Genomic DNA, 17209 nt, shown 5'->3' with positions numbered 1-17209 from the left:
TTCGTTCCTGTTTTCCGAGAGTTCTTCATGACCAAGCCTTCCTCCCTCCTCATCCGCAACGTGCGCCCACTCGGCACGGCATTTGTCGACGTCCTGGTGCAGGGCGACCGCATCGCCGCGATCGGCGCGGGCCTCGATGCACCCGCAGGGTGTGCGGTGGAGGAGGGCAGCGGTGCGCTGCTGCTGCCGGGGCTGGTCGAAGGCCACACCCATCTCGACAAGACGATGTGGGGCATGGACTGGTATCGCAACGAAGTCGGCACGCGGCTCATCGACAAGATCGACAACGAGCGCGCCTTCCGGCAGGCGAGTGGCCACGATGCCGCCGCGCAATCGCTGGTGCTCGCCAAGGCTTTCCTCGCCGCGGGCACCACGCGCCTGCGCACGCATGTGGACGTCGACACGCAGGCCGGCCTTCGCCACCTGCAAGGTGTGATGCGCACGCGAGAGACGCTGCAGGCGCTGCAACAGATCCAGATCGTCGCCTTTCCCCAGTCTGGGTTGCTCAAGCGACCCGGCACGGCCGAGCTGCTCGACGAGGCGATGGCCGCGGGCGCAGACGTTCTCGGTGGACTCGATCCGTGCGCCATCGACGGCGACCCTGTCCGTTCGCTCGACGTGCTCTTCGGCATCGCCGAACGGCACGATCGTCCGCTCGACATCCACCTGCACGAGCCCGGCGCGATGGGCGCGTTCTCGCTTGAACTGATCCTCGACCGCACCGCGGCGCACGGACTCCAGGGTCGCGTCGCGATCAGCCACGGCTTCTGCCTCGGCGATGTCACCGACGGCGAACGCGGCGTGTTGCTCGACCGCATGGCAAAGCTCGGCGTGTGCCTGGTCACCAGCGCGCCGCCGTCGCGCACGGTGCCGCCGCTCATGGCGTGCAGGCAGGCGGGCGTGACCATGCTCGGCGGCAACGACGGCATCCGCGACACCTGGTCGCCATACGGCAATCCGGACATGCTGGAGCGCGCGATGCTCATCGGCATGCGCTACAACCTGCGCCGCGACGACGAGATCGAGATCGCGCTCGATACGGTCACGCATTCCGGTGCGCGCGGTTGCGGCTTCACCGACTACGGGCTCGTGCCGGGCAACCGCGCTGATCTGGTTCTTGTCGATGCGCAGACGGTGGCGCAGGCTGTGGTCTCGCGACCCGTGCGCCGGCTGGTCGTCGCGGGCGGGCGCATCGTCGCGCGCGCCGGGGCGTTGCTGCCCGACGCGGTGTCGGCGTGACGGTGGCGACTGCGGGCAGGCCGCCCGCCAAGATGCAAGGACTCGGCTTCGCGCTGCTGGTGGTGCTGATCGCGATCAACCTCCGCGCCTTCCTGACGTCCACGAGCCCGTTGCTGGACGAGATTCGCGCGGAGACCGGGCTCGGCTTCCGCGGCGCGTCGATGCTGACCATGCTGCCGATGTTCGCGATGGGGCTGATGTCGCTGGTCGGCGTGTCGATCGGCGGTCGCATTGGCGCACGCGCCGGTGTGCTGTGCGGACTCGCGGCCATCGCCGTGGCTTGCGGCGGGCGACTGTTCGCCGAAGACGCCGCATGGCTGCTCGCCAGCGCAGCGCTGGCCGGCGTCGGCGTGGGGTTGGTTCAGGCGCTGATGCCCGCGGTGGTCAAGCGCGGCTATCCGGCGCACACCGGCATGGCGATGGGGCTCTATTCGGCCGCATTGATGGGTGGCGGCGGACTGGGCGCGATCGGCGCACCGTGGCTCGCGCATGCCAGCGGGGATTGGCATGCGGCGCTCGCAATCTGGGCGCTGCCGGCGCTGTTCGCCGCGGTGATCTGGGCGTGCTCGCGATCCGATGCCGCTGCGACTGTCGCCACGCCGGATTCGCAAGCGCGGCATGACTGGCGGCGGTGCCTGCGCAACCCCCGTGCATGGATGCTCGCGTGCTACTTCGGTCTCATCAACGGCGGCTATACGAGCCTCGTCGCGTGGCTGCCGCAGTTCTATGCCGCGAAAGGCTGGGATGCGGCGCACACCGGTTCGATGCTCACCTGGATGACGGTCGCGCAGCTCCTCTCCGCACTTGTCGTGCCGGTTCTCGCGCGACGCCACCGCGACCTGCGGCCATGGCTGATCGCGATGCTGGTGATGCAGATCGCGGGCTTTGCTGCGCTGGCGTTACACGCGCCGATGGCCGCGACCTCCGTCGGCGTGCTGGGGCTCGGCCTGGGCGGCGCGTTTGCACTGTGCATGGCGCTTGCGCTCGATCATCTTCCGCATCCCGAGCAGGCTGGTGCGCTTGCGGCCTTCATGCAGGGCGTCGGCTTCATGGTCGCGGCGCTCGCACCCCTGGTGACCGGATGGATGCGCGAGCACGCGGGTGGTTTCGAAGCGGCCTGGATCTACCTCGGGGTGGTGGCGGCGCTTCTGCTGCCGCTGACGTGGCGATTCGACCCGCGTTCATACGCGCGTGCGGTGGCCGGTCTTTTCACACACAAAAATAGAATGTCGCTCGATCCATGAAACACATGAAGGGCATGGCCCTTTCGCATGCCCTGACGTGAATCCCCGCGACGAGCGCTCTCCTGCAAGCGGCAGCCGCGGCCTGTCGGCGCTGCTCCTGCTCGTCACGGCCCTCTGGGGCCTGAACATGACCGCGATGAAGACCATCGCGACCTACTTCGATCCGGCCGTGATGGCGACCTGGCGGGCCGCGATTGCCGCGACGCTGATGGGCGTGCTGCTCTGGCGGCAGCGGGCCACGAAGCAGCGAACCCGCATGAACCGACGCCAGTTCGCGACCGCGGTGTTCTGCGCGGTGCTGATGGTCTATCTCAACCAGATCCTTGTCGCTGCCGGTCTTTCGAGGACCACGGCGACGAACGGATCGGTGGCCATCGCCCTGAGTCCACTGGTTTCTTCGCTCATGGCCGCGTTCATCCTGCGCGAGCGCATCGGGCTGATGCGGATCGTCGGCGTGCTGCTCGGTCTGGGCGGCGTGCTGATCGTGGTGCTGAAGTCGCCCGGCGCCCATGTCGCCGGCGCCGGCTGGGGCGATGTCATGGTGGTCGCTTCGGTCGTGACGTTCTCGATCGGCGGCGTCTTCATCCAGCGCCTTGCGCGTGAAACCGATGCGCTGCATGCCAGCGCGATGATCTACGCGTGCGGCACGCTCATGCTCGCCCTGCACGCGATCGCCGTCGGCGCGGCCGCCAGCCTCACCGCGTGGGTGCCGGGCTTCTGGCCGGTGGTGCTGGTGCTGTTCTCGGCGCTGATCGCCACCGCCTTCGGCAACCTCGCATGGAACCACGCGATCGTGAAGATCGGCGTTGCGCGCGTGTCCCTGTGGTTCTACTGGGTGCCGGTTTTCGGCGTGGGTTTTGCGGCGTTGCTGCTCGGCGAGACGCTGTCGCTCTGGCATGTGGTGGGCCTGGTCGCGGTTGCGGCCGGGACGGCGCTGGGGACCTACAGCCGGGCTTGATGCTCGCGCGCCGCCTGCTGGCAGCGCCACTGGCTGGGCGGTTCGCCGAAATGGCGCTTGAAACTGCGCGTCAGGTGGCTCTGGTCGGCAAAGCCGGTCTCCCACGCAATCTCCGCCACGGACCGTGACGGCTGTTCGAGCAGTTCACGGGCACGTTGCAGCCGCAGCTTGAGCACGTGCTGGTGCGGAGAACAGTCGAAGGTGTCGCGAAACAGCCGGGTGAAGCGGTCGACGCTCAGGTTCTCCTGGCTCGCCAGCATCGCGACCGGTAGCGGATGTGCAAGGTTCGACGCGATGAAGCTGGTGATCTTGCGGCGGCGCGCCATGTCGAAGCCAGTGCGGGCCGGCGTCTGCGGCGCAGGCTCGGCGTGGCGGCGAACGAGTCGCACCGCGAGCTGCAGTGCGAGCGATTTCATCATCAGGCTCGCGCCGGCATCGCGCGCCGTGGCTTCGCGCGCAATCGAATGAACGAGGCCGAGCACCTCGTCGTCACGCGCCTGCACGCAATCGCGCAAGCGCCATGGGCCCGCGTTCGGGCCATGAATGTCGGCCACCACCCGGTCCATGAGATGGGGTGAGAGATAAACCTGGATCGCACTGGAAGGCCGGTCCCAGCTCCACTCGCTGCCGGTGCCACAGTCCTTGAAGGCGAGTTCGCCCGGTGCCACGCGCGCCGCGATCTCGCGCCCGCCGAAGCGCCGGGTCACACGCGGTGTGCCGTCGACATAGGCAATGACCGTGTGGTTGCGCAGGTGCATGTAGACGCTGGTCGGATCGCAACTGACGCCGCGCAGGGCCACATCGTCCCAGCCCGGTTCGACGCCATCGAGCCAGACGTCGCAGGGCAGGTACTTCAGGAGCTCAGAAGGATGGGCAGGAGATTTCTTGCGCATGGCCTCGAGTATGTTGATGGTAGAACCATTGCCATTTCGGGAAAACCCGTGAAGCGGGAATGTTCATGGTGAAACACGTTGTTTGTTCAAGACGGGCGCGAGGGCCAAACCTACATTGGCCGTCGACATGGAACTCTCGCAACTCTTCACCGTCTCCCTGCTTGCCAACGCATTGGCGCTGGCATCGCTGCTGACGATTCTTTCGAGTGGCCTGGCGCTCATCTTCGGGCTGCGTGACGTGATGAACTTCGCGCACGGCGCGCTCTACATGGCGGGCGCCTACCTGGGCTACACACTGAGCTCGGTCCTCGGCTTCTGGGCGGCGCTGGTCGTGGTGCCATTGGTTCTGGCGGTGGCGGGGGTCGCGCTAGAACTGGCCGTGCTGCGGCCGCTGGCGCGTCGTTCGCACATGGATCTCGCACTGATCACCTTCGGCCTCGCGCTGATCATCGGCAAGGCCGTGACGCTCGTCTGGGGAACCGAGCCGCGGCCCGTCACGGCACCTGCGGCCCTTGCGGGCTCGATCGACCTTTTCGGGGAGATGTATCCGACGTATCGGCTGTTCCTGATCGCGGTGGGCTTCGGGACTTGCGCGGCCTTGGCCATCTGGCTGAAGTTCTCGCGATCGGGCATGCATGTTCGGGCCGTGAGCCTGAGGCCCGATGTGGCCCGGATGATGGGCGTGAACACCGACCGCCTCGGCTTCGTCGTCGTGTGCCTGGGTACCGGGTTCGCTGGCCTCGCTGGTGTGCTGGCCGGCCCGTACCTTTCGGTGGACCCGGGCATGGGGTCTTCGATCCTCATCAGCTGCCTGATCGTGGTGGTGGTTGGCGGGTTGGGCAGCATCGGCGGCGCGATCGCTGCCGCGGTGGTGTACGGATTCATCCAGGTCATCGGCAGCATCGCCCTGCCGAGTGTGGCGGTGCTCGCTCCCTATCTGTTGCTCTTCGTCGTGCTTCTGGTGCGGCCACAAGGGTTTGGAAAGGGGAGGGTCGCATGAGCGCGGTACCAGCGGCGATGCCGCAAGGTGGAGCAGCGCAAGTGGCCCCCAAGGCGCGGGGCAAGGCGCTGCGCGTGGTGATGCTGTGCGTGGTCGTGCTTCTCGGACTGCTGCTTCCGATGGCCATGGGAAGCAGCTTCTATCTTGGGTTGCTCACGCAGGCGGCGATCCTGGCGGTGGCCGCTGTCGGGGTGGGATTCCTCATGCACCACTGCGGGCTTGTGATGTTCGGCGTGGCTGGCGTTTCCGGGGGAGCGACCTACCTGGTGGCACTCTCGTCGATGGCGTGGGGTTGGAACGCACCGGCCTCGGCAGTGTTCGGCTTGCTGGGCACAACGATGGCCTTTGCACTGGTCGGTGCATTGATCGTGCGGGCCCGGCCGCTTCCGTTTGCCATGCTGACGCTGGCACTTGCCCAGATGCTGCGGCAACTGGTGTCGATCACCGGCCTGCGGCACATCACTGGCGGCGACGACGGCATCAGCATCAGCTTCAACGGCAGTGTGTTCGGAATGACGCAGGCGGAACTCGCGCAGCCCTCCGTGTTCTGGCCGGTGGTCTGGCTCGCGCTGTGCGGTTCGATGCTGCTGGCGTGGCGCGTGAGCCGCTCGCGACTGGGACTGGTGTTGCGCGCGATTCGTGCCAACGAGGAACGCATGCGCTTCTCGGGCTTCAACACCTACCTGCCGCGCCTGGGGGCCTTCGTGCTCGCCGGCTTCATCATTGCGCTGGCGGGCGTGCTGACAGCGCTGCACTCGGCCTTCGCATCGCCGGAGTTGCTGGATTTCGGCACGGGCGGAAACACGCTGGTCGCAACCATCATTGGTGGTGCCGGCAACGTGTTCGGCCCGGTGCTCGGCAGCCTGCTGTTCGCGTTGGGGCAGGACCGCTTCGGGGCCAGCGGCCATCTCGAACTCTTCACGGGCATCGCGGTGGTGGTTGTCATCGCTGCCTTCCCGGATGGGCTCATCGGCTTTGTCCGGAACCTGTGGTCAAGGAAGCGCGATGCTCGAGATTGAGAACCTCTGCGTCAGCTACGGCAGCGTGCGCGCGCTCGACGACGTGAACCTCCGCATGGCCTCCAGTGGGTCGCTGCACGGCATCATCGGGCCCAACGGGGCGGGCAAGTCGACGTTGATGGATGCGATCACCGGCCGCGCGACACCCACGCGCGGCAGGGTGCGCATGAACGGCGTGGACCTGACCGGCCGGCCGGTCGCGTGGCGGCGCCGGCACGGCATGGCGCGGTCGTTCCAGCGCACCAGCATCTTCGCGGGCCTGAGCGTGAGGGAGCAACTGGAGCTGGTGGCGTCGCAACTCGGCGAGCGCGACCTGCAAGGCATCGTCGACGCGCTGGACCTCGGCGCGGTCTACGACCTGCCCGCCGACAGCATTGCCTACGGCGATCAACGGCGCATCGACATCGCACTGTCGCTGATCGGGCATCCGAAGTTGATCCTGCTCGATGAGCCGGCGGCGGGGCTGTCCACCGTGGAGACCGTGTCGCTGTTCGAGCATCTGTCGGCACTCGCCAGACAGCGTGGCGTCTCGGCGATCGTGGTCGAACACGATGTCGATGCGGTGTTCCGCTTCTGCGAGCAGATCACGGTGCTCGACTTGGGCCGGGTGGTGACCACCGGCGAGCCAGCACAGGTCCGCAGCGACTCGCGCGTGATCGCGGCCTACCTGGGGAGCGCCGCATGAGCTTCGTTCGGATGCAAGGGGTTCACGCGGGCTATGGCAACTCGGTCGTGCTTCGCAATATCGATCTGGAAGTCGGCGAGGGCGAGGCGGTCGCGGTAGTGGGCAAGAACGGCGCCGGGAAGTCGACGATGCTGCTCTCGTTCTTCGGCGGCGTCACGGTCCGGTCGGGCAGTCTCAGCGTCGGCGGTGCCGAGTTGCGCGGGCGGCCTCACTACCTCGCCTGCAAGCACGGTATTTCGCTGTCGCCGCAGGGCCGCATGATTCTTCCCAATCTCACCGTGCGCGAGAACCTGCTGCTGGGCGAGGCGTCGGGCCGCCGCGGTCAATGGACTCTCGATGCGGTCTACAAGCTCTTTCCGATCCTGAAGGAGCGCCAGGCCAGCCCGGGCACCGCACTCAGCGGCGGTCAGCAGCAGATGCTGGCCGTGGGCCGTGCATTGCTCGCGAATCCCCGGGTGCTGATGCTCGATGAGCCTTCCGAAGGGCTGTCGCCGCTGCTCGTGGACGAACTGGCCGCCGTGCTGGGGCAGATCACGCGGGCCGGCACCGGCATCCTGGTCGTCGAGCAGCACCTGAGCCTCGTGCGCCGCGTGACGCAGCGCTTCGTCGTCATGGCCAAGGGCGAAATCATCGATCGCGGCGGCACCGCGGACATCGATGCCGAGCAGCACCGAGAGGCGCTCGCCTTCTAGCAACCCGTTCCCGAGAAAACACAGGAGACAAGCAGATGATTCGAAAGCTGTTCAGGTGCGCCGCGCTCGCGCTGGCACTGGGAGGCGCAACGCTCGCCGCGAACGCCGCGGACCCCATCAAGATCGGGCTGGTGCTCATCGACAGCGGGCCGTTCGCTTCCAACTACGGCATGGGCGATTCAGCCAAGCTGGCGGTGGACCTGCTCAATGCGCAAGGCGGCGCATTGGGCCGCAAGTTCGAACTCGCGGTGCAGACGCATCCGGGAACGCCGGCCGGCGCCATTTCGGCGGTGACGCGCGCCGTGCAGCAGGATGGCGCGTCCTTCTTCACCGGCATGTTCTTCTCGTCGATGGCGCTGGCACTCGGGCCCCGGCTGCAGGGGCTCAACGCGCTGATGCTCGATTCCAATTCGCAGTCGGACGACCTGATCGGCAAGAACTGCCAGGCAAACTACTTCCGCACCGCGGCCAATGACGGCACCGTGATCAACGCGTTCCGCTCCTATCTCGCGCAGAGCGACGCCAAGACGTGGAACATCATCGCCACCGACTTCGCGGGCGGCCACGACTTCGCACGCAAGTTCACGGCGCTGGTGCAGGAGCGCGGTGGCAGTGTTGGGCTGACCCTGTTCAACCCGCTGGGGACTGCCGACTTCGGCAGCTTCATCTCGCAGCTCAACACCAAGCCGGCGGACGGCCTGGCCGTGATGGTGGTCGGCACGGACGCGGTGACCTTTGCCAAGCAACAGCAGCAGTTCGGCCTGCTGCCCAAGTACAAGACGGTGCTCTCCAACACCTTCACGAATGACATCGTGCTCGGTGCACAGGGCGACAGCACCATGGGCGTGATTGCCGGCATCAGCTATCTGAGCAGCCTTCCGGGCGCGAAGAACGCGGCCTTCGTGAAGGCCTTCGAATCACGCTACAAGCGCCGGCCGAACTTCATCGAGGCCGATGTCTACGTCTCGCTCGAAATGCTTCAGGCCGCGATCGTCAAGGCCGGGTCGACCGATGTCGCTGCGGTGCGCAAGGCGCTGGCCGGCCTCAAGACGGAAACGATCTATGGCGATGTGGAGATGCGAGCCGCCGATCACCAGCTCGTCCGGCAGATGCTCATGGCGGAAGTGGTGAAGGGTGAGGACGGAAAGCCGGGCTTTGCGATCAGGTCGGTCTACCCCGGCACATCGAACACACCGCCAGCCAACCCCGAATGCAAGCTGTAAGCCATGACTGAAAGACGTCTTGAGGGGCAGGTGGCGCTGGTGACCGGCGGCGGCTCGGGCATCGGCGAAGCCGTGGCACGCCGGCTGGCTGCCGATGGCGCAGCGGTGGTCGTCGCGGACATCGCCACGGAAAGCGCGAACGCCGTCGCGAGATCGCTGGGCGACCGGGCGCTGGCGGTCTGCGCCGATTCAGGTTCCGAGCCTGACATGCAACGCGCTGTGGCGTTGGCCGTGGAGCGGTTCGGTGCGCTTCACATCGGCGTGAACGCAGCAGGCTTCGGCATTTCGGCCGAGGTGCTGGACATGGACGTCGAACGCTGGAACGACGTGATGCGCGTCACGCTCGGCGGTGTCTTCGTCTCATGCAAGGCAGAGGCGCGGCAGATGGTGCGGCAGGGCGGCGGCGGGGTTGTCATCAACATCGCGTCGACCAATGCCCTGCAACCGGCCGAGGGTCTCAGCGCCTATTGCACCGCGAAGGCGGGCGTTGCGATGTTCACCCGCGTGGCGGCACTCGAACTGGCACAGCACCGGGTGCGCGTGGTCGGCGTCGGGCCGGGGCTCACGGCCACGCCGGCGACCCAGCGCTTTCTCGAATCGCCGGTCGCGAGTGCTGCGTACCTTGCCAACATACCGGCCGGCAGGCCTGCCAAGGCGGAAGAGATCGCCAGCATGGTCGCCTACCTTGCATCGTCCGAGGCCGGGTACATCACCGGCGACACTTTCTACGTCGATGGGGGCCTGCTCACGCGTAACTACCCCACGCTCGCCGAGCGTCGACCCTCGGGTTACGAGGGCGCGGACTTCCTGAAAACCGTCGAGGGGGAGATCCCGTCGCGATGAAGGCACTGGTGTACGAAGGCGCGCAGCGCATGCGCGTGCTGGAAATCGATGAACCGCAGCTTGGGCCCGGCGATCTGCTCATACGGGTCGCGGCGGTGGGTGTGTGCGGCTCCGACCTGGGTCTGGTGCGCCATGGCGTTCCTGCGATCGCGCCGCCGTTGGTGCTTGGCCATGAGTTCGGAGGATGGCGTGAGGACAACGGCGAATTCGTCGTGGTGAACCCGATGCTTTCGTGCGGCCAATGCGCGGTGTGCCGCGATGGCCGCACCCACCTCTGCGCGGAACGGAAGGTCCTCGGCTTTCGCCGCCAGGGGGGCTACGCCGAGCGCGTGGCAGTGCCGGCGGACAACGTCGTGCCGGGTCCGGGGCTCACGGCGACCCAGGCGGCGCTGGCCGAGCCCATCGCCAACGGGGTGCATGCATGGCGACGCGCGGGTCGCCCCACGCAACGCGTGGCCATCATCGGGGCAGGGTCGGTCGGCCTTTGCCTGCTGTATGTGCTGCGCACGCAAGGTGTGCGCGACATCACTGTCGTTGACGTCGTACCGGGTCGGCTGGCGCATGCCATGGCGCTGGGCGCGAGCCGGGTTGCTGGCGCGCTGGAAGCCGACGGCATGTACGAGGCCGTGTTCGATGCGGCCGGCACGCGCGACACCCGCGCCGCCGCCGTGGCCGCCACCATGCCCGGCGGAAGCGTGGCGTTGATCGGCTTGCATGACGATGAGCTGCATCTCTCGGCGGGCGCGCTGGTGGTGGGCGACAAGACCCTCTGCGGCTGCTTCGCCTACACGCGCGACGAATTCGCGGAGGCAGTTCGACTCGCCGGCGGCATTCCGACCTCGTGGGTCCGCAGCGTGCCGATCGAGCAGGCGGAGCAGGCCTATGACGAGCTCGTGCGCGGCGTGGGCTCGCCGCTGCACGGCAAGACGCAGTTTCATTTCGGAGCCCTCCACGCATGATCAGGATCACGTACGTCGAGGATGGCGGAACGCGCCACACCGTCACGGCGCAAGCGGGCAGGTCGTTGATGCAGATTGCGGTAGAGAACGGCGTGCCCGGCATCGATGCAGACTGCGGTGGCTCCTGCGTGTGCGCGACCTGCCACATCCACGTGGATACGCCGTGGAGCGAGCGCCTGGCACCGCCGGACGAAGTGGAGCTGACGACGCTGGAGTTCGCCGTGGGTGCCGAGCCTCGGACGTCGCGGCTCTCGTGCCAGATCGCCGTGAGCGAAGCGCTGGACGGCATCGAAGTGCGCATGCCGTCAACCCAGCGCTAGCCGGGCGCCACGATTTCAACCCCACAGGAGTAAGCATGAGCGACGACTCAAACCACGAAACGAAGGCATCCCGCAAGAGCACGGGCCGCATCGAGATCTTTCGCGCGGCAGACTCGCGAACGCTCCAGGAGGCCGGCATGATGCACGCCGAGCCGCCGCCCGAAGAGCGCGCGCCGCTGAACGCCGTGTTTGCGCAGGCTGTTGGCGCCGGTACGTCGTCGCGCGTACTTTTCAAGGCGCCGGGGCCGTCCGGCTTCAGTCTGGTCTATGCGTGGTTCAAGAGCCACTACCCGCTGCCGACCCATTCGCACAACACGCCCTGCCTGTACTACGTGATCTCGGGTGAACTGCAGATGGGCAAGCAGACACTCGGGCCGGGCGATGGGTTCTTCGTGCCGCCCTGCGCCAACTACGCCTACCAGGCTGGTCCCGAGGGCGTGGAGATTCTGGAATTTCGCGACACCAACGACTTCGACTTCGTGATGCGCAGCGGCACGTTGCCGATGTGGGAGCGCATGGCAGCCATCTGCAGCGCCAATCTCGAACATTGGAAAAGCGAGGAACCGCCGGTGCGGCGATCAGCCGGTCTGGGCTGATCGGAGAAGCTCGCCTCAGTCCCGCCGCGAATTATTTTTGATCAGGAAGTACGTCAGCGCCGCTATCACCAGGGCCAAGGCTGTGCCGAACCATGCGATGTTGGGTGAGCCGTCCCACGCGACAACTTCGCGCAGAAACAGAACCGACAAGACTGCGATCACGACGCTGACGAGGTTGCCTTTGAGGTCTTCGAGACTTCGGACCGCCATCCATTTCGGGACGGGCAGGTCGTCGTCGATGAACAGCGAATACAGCCCTGTGCTGATGATGTAGACGGCGATCGCGATCAGGAAAACATCGACGGCTTCCACAATGCCGACGGCAAAGATCTTGACCGCCTTGGCCGAAACGGCGCCACTTTGAATGGTCTCGACAAAGGTCGCTACCAGCACGAGCGACTCGTACACGATCAGCGCCATCGATCCAAGGAAGGTCCCCACGATGGGGATGATCATGATGTAGCGGCTCGATGCCAGGATTCGTCGCAGCATGGTCGGAAGGTACCGTAAGGTGGCGCGCCAGCATAGCCCCGTCCCTTCGGATCGCAGGCCGACGCCCTCTAATCTTGCAGGCCGCGGACGTTCTGATACTTGCAGCCAACCGAGTTGACGTAGCGGTCCCGAAACTCTATTGGCGTGTCGTTGTAGGTGAACGCCGTGCGCTGGATGTGAAGAAGCGGATCGCCGACCGCAATCCCGAGAGGCTCGGCGAGGGCTTCGTCTGCCACGCACGCACCGAGGTTCTCGACGACACGTACGACAGAAATTCCGTAGTGCTCCTGGTAGAAGCGATAGATCGAGCTGCGGCGCGCTGCGAACGTGCTGGCGCTCAGGTCGGCGAATCGGTCGAGCGGTATCCAGATCCGGTCCACCATCAGGGGCGTCTGGTCGAGAAGACGGAGATTGTCGATGCGTGCAACGCGCGCGCCTTGCGGGAGCCGCAACGCACGGCTCACATCCGGGCTTGCCCGCTCCTTCTTGAAGCCGAGCATCTGGGCGGACAGCTTGAGCGGCTCGCCGGCCTCATCGACGAAGCTGAAGTACAGGTCGAAGCTGTGGTCGTCCGTGTGCTTCGCGACGGTGGTGCCGCGCCTGGCGCGCCGGATCAGAACGCCCTGTGCCACCAGGTCCTCGACGGCGCGCCGGATGGTGCCGATGCCAACGTCGAACTCCGACGCCAGTTGCGCTTCCGTCGGGATGCGGTCCCCGGGCGACCACTCACCCGAGCGCAGGCGATCGAGCACGCGTGCGCGTACCGATTCGAACAGACGTTGGTTGGGCTTGGCGGATTCCGTTTGCATTCTTCTCGGTTTGTCGATGAGGCGGGCGAGGGGCTTTTACAGAGCCCGCGGCGACCGGAGCATAGCGTAAACCCTCAAAGTTGAAATAAATCGAATCATTCGAATGATTCGATTGACGGAGGAAGTTGCCGCTCCTAGACTTCCCTGCAATCGCGCCGCGGTGGCGCGTACTTTCAGGAGAACCTCATGCCCAACTTCATCAAGCACATCGCCCTCAAGGTCGACGACGTCGAGAAGACGCGCGTCTTCTACGAGACTGTCTTTGGCTACAAGCACGTGAACACGGTGCGCCGCAAAGGCAAGAACGGCGACCACATCTCGCATCACCTCACGGATGGCTACATGGATCTGACGCTCATCCACTACGAGAGCCCGGATTCGGATGAAGCCGACTTCGCGGGTCCGGCCCCTTGCATCCACCACATCGGCATGGAGGTCGAGAACCTCGACGAATTCATCGCCTCGATCAAGGCCAATGGCGGTGAGATCCTCACGGCGCCCGGTCACCTGCCCGTCAAGTTCCGCTCGCCGAACGGCCCTGTCGGCGAAGTCGTCCCCATGGAGCGCTGGGAGAAGAAGACGCTGTCCGCAGGCGTGCACGGCGAGGTGCTTGCCTGAGGGAGCCAGGCCCGGATCGAGCGATCTCACTTCCCCACGCCAAAAAAAGGAGATGAAATGCTGATATGTGCGCCACGCAAGCGGATTGCAGCGTCCACGGTCGTGCTGGCGATTCTTTGCGCGATGTCATTCGTCATGTACATCGACCGAACGAACATCGCTACCGCCGCGCTGGCCATCCGAGCGGAGATGGGCTTGAGCAACTCGCAGATGGGCCTTGTCTTCTCCGCCTTCGCAGTCGTCTACGCCGTTGCGATGATCCCCGGCAGCTGGATTGGCGACAGGATCGGCGCTCACAGGATGCTGGCAATCTGCGGCGTTCTGTGGGCGACCGGAACCTTGCTGACGGGCATCGCCGGCGGACTGTTCGGCCTGATCATGGCCCGCTTCATCGTGGGTCTCGGCGAGAGCGCGATCGTCCCGACGTCCGCGAAGGCACTCGCCGTGTGGATGCCGCCGGACCGACGCGGTTTTGCCCAAGGCATCACCCACTCCTTCGCGCGACTCGGCAACGCGTCCGCGCCGATGGTGGTGGCCGCCCTGGTCGTCGCGACATCGTGGCGGATGATGTTCGTCGTCCTTGGTCTGGTGAGCCTGGCCTGGGTGGTTCTATGGGTCTGGTACTACCGTGATGACCCACGAAAGCACTCCAGAGTCACCTCGGATGAACTCGCGCGTCTGCCGACGGCTGCACAGGGCGCGCGACCCCGCATGCGATGGGCGCCGCTTCTGCGCACGCTCTGGCCCGCGACCCTCGTGAGCTTCTGCCATGGGTGGGCACTCTGGTTCTTCCTCAACTGGATGCCGTCCTACTTCGCGCAAAACTATCACCTGGACATCAAGCGCTCGGCGATCTTCAGCTCCGCGATCTTCCTGGGGGGAGTGATCGGCACCACATTGGGCGGCGTGCTGAGCGATATGGTTCTCCGGCGCACCAAGGATGTCCGTCGGGCGCGCCGGTCGGTCATCGTGTTCGGCTTCCTGAGCCCTGTGCTGTTTCTTGTCCCGATGCTGTCGAACCCCACGCTGAACATGGCGGCGATCTGTCTGGGGTGCGCCTTCTTCCTGTCGGAACTGGTGACTGCACCCCTGTGGGCGGTGGCCATGGATCTCGCCCCGCGACATGCAGCGACCTCCAGCGGCATCATGAACACCGGGCTTGCCATCGCCGCGACGGTATCCGCGCCCATCGTGGGTTGGGTGATCGACCACACGGGGTCCTGGCACCTCGTATTCGCGATGTCGATGTCAGTCCTTGTTCTGGGTCCGATCGCTGCATGCCTCATCCGTCCTGATCGGCCCTACATGGGTGAGGGCCCGGGGCCGGATGCAAAGCCGAAAACGGACGAGCTTGCTTCCGATGCGCCCCCGGTGGCCTCTGCCGCGGCGTCCTGAATCTTCGACAGGCATGCGCTCGATGACGATCTTGCGCATGCCCAGCCACGGCTATTATTTCGACCGATCACGTGGCGGCCGACCTCTCACAATCGTGCGGTGCTTTGCCCGGACCATCGCACCCCTGGAGAGAACCCTCGATGCCGCTTCCCCGTACGCTTCTCGCGCGAATCACGCTGATGGTGGTCGTGGGCATGGTCATCGCGCAGGCGCTGACCTTCATGGCGATCCGCTACGAGCGCGGACAGGCGATGCAGACGCTGATGATCAGCGGCGTCGAGCGTGACATCGCCAGCTCGATCGCCGTGCTGGACCGGGTGCCTGCCTCCGAGCGGGCGGAATGGCTGGACCGGCTCGAGCGCCCCAACTTTCGCTTCGCATTGACCGGCGATGTCGACACGCCTCCGCCGGCTTCCGGGCCGCTGCAGCAGTTTGTCGACGTGATCACGGCCGCGCTCAAGCCATTCCCTGTGCTCGCAGTGGGGCAGGTGCCGTCGATGCGCGAAGCCGTGTGGATGCAGGTCCGGCTGAACGATGGCAGCAGCGTCTATCTCCTCGCACGACGTGTTCCGATGCCGGTGTCGGAGTGGGTGATCTGGCTGCTCCTGGCGCAATTGGTGGTGCTGGGGATTTGCGCATGGCAGGCATCGCGACTGGTGACGCGGCCCTTGAAGCGGCTGGGCGACGCTGCCGATGCGTTGGGCCCTGACCTGCGCCCGACGGTGGTCGATGAGAACGGACCGGTCGAAGTGGCGCACACCGCGCGTGCCTTCAACGCCATGCAGCGGCGCATCGCTGGCTACGTGCAGGAGCGGATCCAGATCCTCGCGGCCGTATCGCACGATCTGCAAACGCCGATCACGCGCATGCGGCTTCGCGTCGACCTGATGGACGACGAGCTGCCCGAGCGCGACAAGTTCCGGCAGGACCTGGACTCCATGCGCAGCCTCGTGCAGGAAGGCGTGAGCTACGCGCGGACGCTGCAGGGCAGCACCGAGGCCGAGCGTCGCGTCGATGTCGGCGCGCTGATCGAAAGCATCGTCAACGACTACACCGACACCGGCCAGCCGGTGACATTGACGGGCGATGCCGGCGAGCCGATCTCGTCGCGCCCCAATGCCTTGCGGCGCGTCGTCGGCAACCTCGTGGACAACGCGCTCAAGTTCGGCACGAAGGTGGAGGTGCGCCTCGCGAGAATCGAAACGGTCGGCGGCACGCAGCTGCATATCGCGGTGCTGGACGACGGCCCGGGCATCCCGCCCGACCAGCTCGAAGCCGTGCTGCAACCGTTCTATCGTGTCGAAGGCTCGCGCAGCCGCGAAACCGGTGGCACCGGCCTGGGCCTTGCCATCGCGCACCAGCTCACGCTGTCCATGGGTGGCCAGCTCGTGTTGAGCAACCGCGCCGAAGGCGGGCTGGAAGCGCTGCTGCGCCTGCCCGTCTGAAACCTGAATTCTGGAGATTCCCGATGTCCGTCACCGCTCCCGTCGCCGACCACATCCTGGTGGTGGACGACGACCGCGAGATCCGCGAGCTGATCACTGCCTACCTCGTCAAGAACGGTATGCGCGTGGACGCCGTGCCCACCGGCCGCCATATGCGGCAATCCCTTGAGCAATCCGGCCCGTTCGATCTCATCATCCTCGACCTGATGCTGCCGGGCGAGGACGGCCTCGCGTTGTGCCGCGACCTGCGCGCCGGCAAGTACAAGACGATCCCGATCCTGATGCTGACCGCGCGCGGCGACGAGGCGGATCGCATCCTGGGGCTGGAAATGGGCGCGGACGATTACCTTGCCAAGCCCTTCGCCGCGCGTGAGTTGCTGGCTCGCATCCGATCGGTGCTGCGCCGCACGCGCATGCTGCCGCCCAACATGCGCAGCAGCGCCGAGGCTCGCTGGCTGGTCTTCGGCGACTGGCGGCTCGACACGGTCGATCGTCATCTGGTCGACGCCGACGGTGTCGTGGTGTCGCTGAGCGGTGCGGAATACCGGCTGCTGCGCATGTTCCTCGACCATCCGCAGAAGGTGCTCAACCGCGACCAGATCCTCAACATCACGCAGGGGCGCGACGCCGAACTGTTCGAGCGCTCCATCGACCTGATGGTGAGCCGCCTGCGCAAGGCGCTGCGCGAGGATGCACGGGAGCCGCGGTACATCAAGACGGTGCGCAGCGAGGGGTATGTGTTCTCGGCCGAAGTGCAGGCAACGGACGAGGGGGCTTAG

Annotated in this window: 19 protein-coding genes; 16 read left to right on the top strand and 3 right to left on the bottom strand. The window is 66.0% G+C overall.

All coding sequences use genetic code 11. The features are described 5' to 3' along the window. The first annotated feature begins 27 nt into the window (after positions 1-27). From FHW64_RS28620 to FHW64_RS28610, 3 genes are read left to right on the top strand one after another with little or no spacing between them, the layout of a single operon-like run. The gene (locus FHW64_RS28620; RefSeq protein WP_184531661.1) at positions 28-1239 is read left to right on the top strand and encodes an amidohydrolase family protein; all 1212 of its coding nucleotides are present in this window, start codon (positions 28-30) and stop codon (positions 1237-1239) included. Next, positions 1236-2483: a cyanate transporter gene (locus tag FHW64_RS28615; RefSeq protein ID WP_311733386.1), complete on the top strand. Its 1248-nt coding sequence runs from the start codon at positions 1236-1238 to the stop codon at positions 2481-2483. The genes FHW64_RS28620 and FHW64_RS28615 overlap by 4 nt, the downstream gene beginning before the upstream one ends. Positions 2484-2520: 37 nt before the next feature. Next, positions 2521-3441, top strand: coding sequence for a DMT family transporter (locus tag FHW64_RS28610; RefSeq protein ID WP_311733385.1), 921 nt, complete (start codon positions 2521-2523; stop codon positions 3439-3441). Here FHW64_RS28610 and FHW64_RS28605 read toward each other — a convergent pair. Beyond that, entirely contained in the window at positions 3426-4334 is a 909-nt protein-coding gene (locus FHW64_RS28605) for a helix-turn-helix domain-containing protein (protein WP_184531659.1), read from the bottom strand. The two genes, FHW64_RS28610 and FHW64_RS28605, sit on opposite strands and share 16 nt — an antisense overlap. A gap of 127 nt (positions 4335-4461) precedes the next feature. Between FHW64_RS28605 and FHW64_RS28600 the strand changes: the two genes are divergently transcribed. From FHW64_RS28600 to FHW64_RS28560, 9 genes are read left to right on the top strand one after another with little or no spacing between them, the layout of a single operon-like run. Then, positions 4462-5334 carry a branched-chain amino acid ABC transporter permease gene (locus FHW64_RS28600; protein WP_184531657.1) on the top strand — a complete coding sequence of 291 codons (873 nt, stop codon included), beginning with the start codon at positions 4462-4464 and terminating at the stop codon, positions 5332-5334. Beyond that, positions 5331-6353, top strand: a complete 1023-nt coding sequence (locus tag FHW64_RS28595; protein WP_184531655.1) for a branched-chain amino acid ABC transporter permease — start codon at positions 5331-5333, stop codon at positions 6351-6353. Before FHW64_RS28600 ends, FHW64_RS28595 begins: the two co-directional genes overlap by 4 nt. Further along, on the top strand, positions 6340-7038 hold the full coding sequence (locus FHW64_RS28590; protein ID WP_184531653.1) for an ABC transporter ATP-binding protein: 699 nt from the start codon (positions 6340-6342) through the stop codon (positions 7036-7038). Before FHW64_RS28595 ends, FHW64_RS28590 begins: the two co-directional genes overlap by 14 nt. Then, entirely contained in the window at positions 7035-7730 is a 696-nt protein-coding gene (locus FHW64_RS28585; RefSeq protein WP_184531646.1) for an ABC transporter ATP-binding protein, read from the top strand. Before FHW64_RS28590 ends, FHW64_RS28585 begins: the two co-directional genes overlap by 4 nt. A 35-nt stretch (positions 7731-7765) precedes the next feature. Next, on the top strand, positions 7766-8953 hold the full coding sequence (locus FHW64_RS28580) for an ABC transporter substrate-binding protein (protein ID WP_184531644.1): 1188 nt from the start codon (positions 7766-7768) through the stop codon (positions 8951-8953). Between the two features lie 3 nt (positions 8954-8956). Further along, positions 8957-9796: an SDR family NAD(P)-dependent oxidoreductase gene (locus FHW64_RS28575; protein WP_184531642.1), complete on the top strand. Its 840-nt coding sequence runs from the start codon at positions 8957-8959 to the stop codon at positions 9794-9796. Beyond that, positions 9793-10755, top strand: a complete 963-nt coding sequence (locus FHW64_RS28570) for a zinc-binding dehydrogenase (RefSeq protein WP_184531640.1) — start codon at positions 9793-9795, stop codon at positions 10753-10755. Before FHW64_RS28575 ends, FHW64_RS28570 begins: the two co-directional genes overlap by 4 nt. Further along, positions 10752-11075: a 2Fe-2S iron-sulfur cluster-binding protein gene (locus FHW64_RS28565; protein WP_184531638.1), complete on the top strand. Its 324-nt coding sequence runs from the start codon at positions 10752-10754 to the stop codon at positions 11073-11075. Before FHW64_RS28570 ends, FHW64_RS28565 begins: the two co-directional genes overlap by 4 nt. A 35-nt stretch (positions 11076-11110) precedes the next feature. Continuing rightward, positions 11111-11671 carry a cupin domain-containing protein gene (locus tag FHW64_RS28560; protein WP_184531636.1) on the top strand — a complete coding sequence of 187 codons (561 nt, stop codon included), beginning with the start codon at positions 11111-11113 and terminating at the stop codon, positions 11669-11671. Positions 11672-11686: 15 nt separating this feature from the next. Here the strand turns inward: FHW64_RS28560 and FHW64_RS28555 are convergent, their stop codons facing one another. After that, entirely contained in the window at positions 11687-12163 is a 477-nt protein-coding gene (locus FHW64_RS28555; protein ID WP_184531634.1) for a YqhA family protein, read from the bottom strand. Positions 12164-12231: 68 nt separating this feature from the next. Further along, positions 12232-12972, bottom strand: a complete 741-nt coding sequence (locus tag FHW64_RS28550) for a GntR family transcriptional regulator (RefSeq protein WP_184531633.1) — start codon at positions 12970-12972, stop codon at positions 12232-12234. A gap of 186 nt (positions 12973-13158) precedes the next feature. Here FHW64_RS28550 and FHW64_RS28545 point away from each other — a divergent pair, with 186 nt between their 5' ends. The 4 genes from FHW64_RS28545 (at position 13159) to FHW64_RS28530 (ending at position 17209) form a co-directional block, all read left to right on the top strand. Then, positions 13159-13590: a VOC family protein gene (locus tag FHW64_RS28545; RefSeq protein WP_184531631.1), complete on the top strand. Its 432-nt coding sequence runs from the start codon at positions 13159-13161 to the stop codon at positions 13588-13590. 57 nt (positions 13591-13647) lie between these two features. Beyond that, complete coding sequence (locus FHW64_RS28540; RefSeq protein WP_184531630.1) at positions 13648-14985, top strand: MFS transporter; 1338 nt, start codon at positions 13648-13650, stop codon at positions 14983-14985. A 140-nt stretch (positions 14986-15125) separates the two neighbouring features. Further along, the gene (locus FHW64_RS28535) at positions 15126-16430 is read left to right on the top strand and encodes an ATP-binding protein (RefSeq protein ID WP_184531629.1); all 1305 of its coding nucleotides are present in this window, start codon (positions 15126-15128) and stop codon (positions 16428-16430) included. Between the two features lie 23 nt (positions 16431-16453). Further along, entirely contained in the window at positions 16454-17209 is a 756-nt protein-coding gene (locus tag FHW64_RS28530) for a response regulator (RefSeq protein WP_184531628.1), read from the top strand.

Source organism: Variovorax sp. Sphag1AA (assembly GCF_014192575.1).
In the GTDB taxonomy this organism is placed as follows: Bacteria; Pseudomonadota; Gammaproteobacteria; order Burkholderiales; family Burkholderiaceae_C; genus Variovorax.
The sequence above is the reverse complement of the archived record's forward strand: the minus strand, read 5'-3'. Positions and strand labels throughout refer to the sequence as shown.

Coding starts and splice junctions, on each gene's coding strand:
- FHW64_RS28565 (WP_184531638.1), top strand. CDS start 10,752: ATGATCAGGATCACGTACGTCGAGGATGGCGGAACGCGCCACACCGTC.
- FHW64_RS28600 (WP_184531657.1), top strand. CDS start 4,462: ATGGAACTCTCGCAACTCTTCACCGTCTCCCTGCTTGCCAACGCATTG.
- FHW64_RS28535 (WP_184531629.1), top strand. CDS start 15,126: ATGCCGCTTCCCCGTACGCTTCTCGCGCGAATCACGCTGATGGTGGTC.
- FHW64_RS28580 (WP_184531644.1), top strand. CDS start 7,766: ATGATTCGAAAGCTGTTCAGGTGCGCCGCGCTCGCGCTGGCACTGGGA.
- FHW64_RS28605 (WP_184531659.1), bottom strand. CDS start 4,334: ATGCGCAAGAAATCTCCTGCCCATCCTTCTGAGCTCCTGAAGTACCTG.
- FHW64_RS28530 (WP_184531628.1), top strand. CDS start 16,454: ATGTCCGTCACCGCTCCCGTCGCCGACCACATCCTGGTGGTGGACGAC.
- FHW64_RS28570 (WP_184531640.1), top strand. CDS start 9,793: ATGAAGGCACTGGTGTACGAAGGCGCGCAGCGCATGCGCGTGCTGGAA.
- FHW64_RS28590 (WP_184531653.1), top strand. CDS start 6,340: ATGCTCGAGATTGAGAACCTCTGCGTCAGCTACGGCAGCGTGCGCGCG.
- FHW64_RS28595 (WP_184531655.1), top strand. CDS start 5,331: ATGAGCGCGGTACCAGCGGCGATGCCGCAAGGTGGAGCAGCGCAAGTG.
- FHW64_RS28550 (WP_184531633.1), bottom strand. CDS start 12,972: ATGCAAACGGAATCCGCCAAGCCCAACCAACGTCTGTTCGAATCGGTA.
- FHW64_RS28555 (WP_184531634.1), bottom strand. CDS start 12,163: ATGCTGCGACGAATCCTGGCATCGAGCCGCTACATCATGATCATCCCC.
- FHW64_RS28575 (WP_184531642.1), top strand. CDS start 8,957: ATGACTGAAAGACGTCTTGAGGGGCAGGTGGCGCTGGTGACCGGCGGC.
- FHW64_RS28560 (WP_184531636.1), top strand. CDS start 11,111: ATGAGCGACGACTCAAACCACGAAACGAAGGCATCCCGCAAGAGCACG.
- FHW64_RS28620 (WP_184531661.1), top strand. CDS start 28: ATGACCAAGCCTTCCTCCCTCCTCATCCGCAACGTGCGCCCACTCGGC.
- FHW64_RS28540 (WP_184531630.1), top strand. CDS start 13,648: ATGCTGATATGTGCGCCACGCAAGCGGATTGCAGCGTCCACGGTCGTG.
- FHW64_RS28545 (WP_184531631.1), top strand. CDS start 13,159: ATGCCCAACTTCATCAAGCACATCGCCCTCAAGGTCGACGACGTCGAG.
- FHW64_RS28585 (WP_184531646.1), top strand. CDS start 7,035: ATGAGCTTCGTTCGGATGCAAGGGGTTCACGCGGGCTATGGCAACTCG.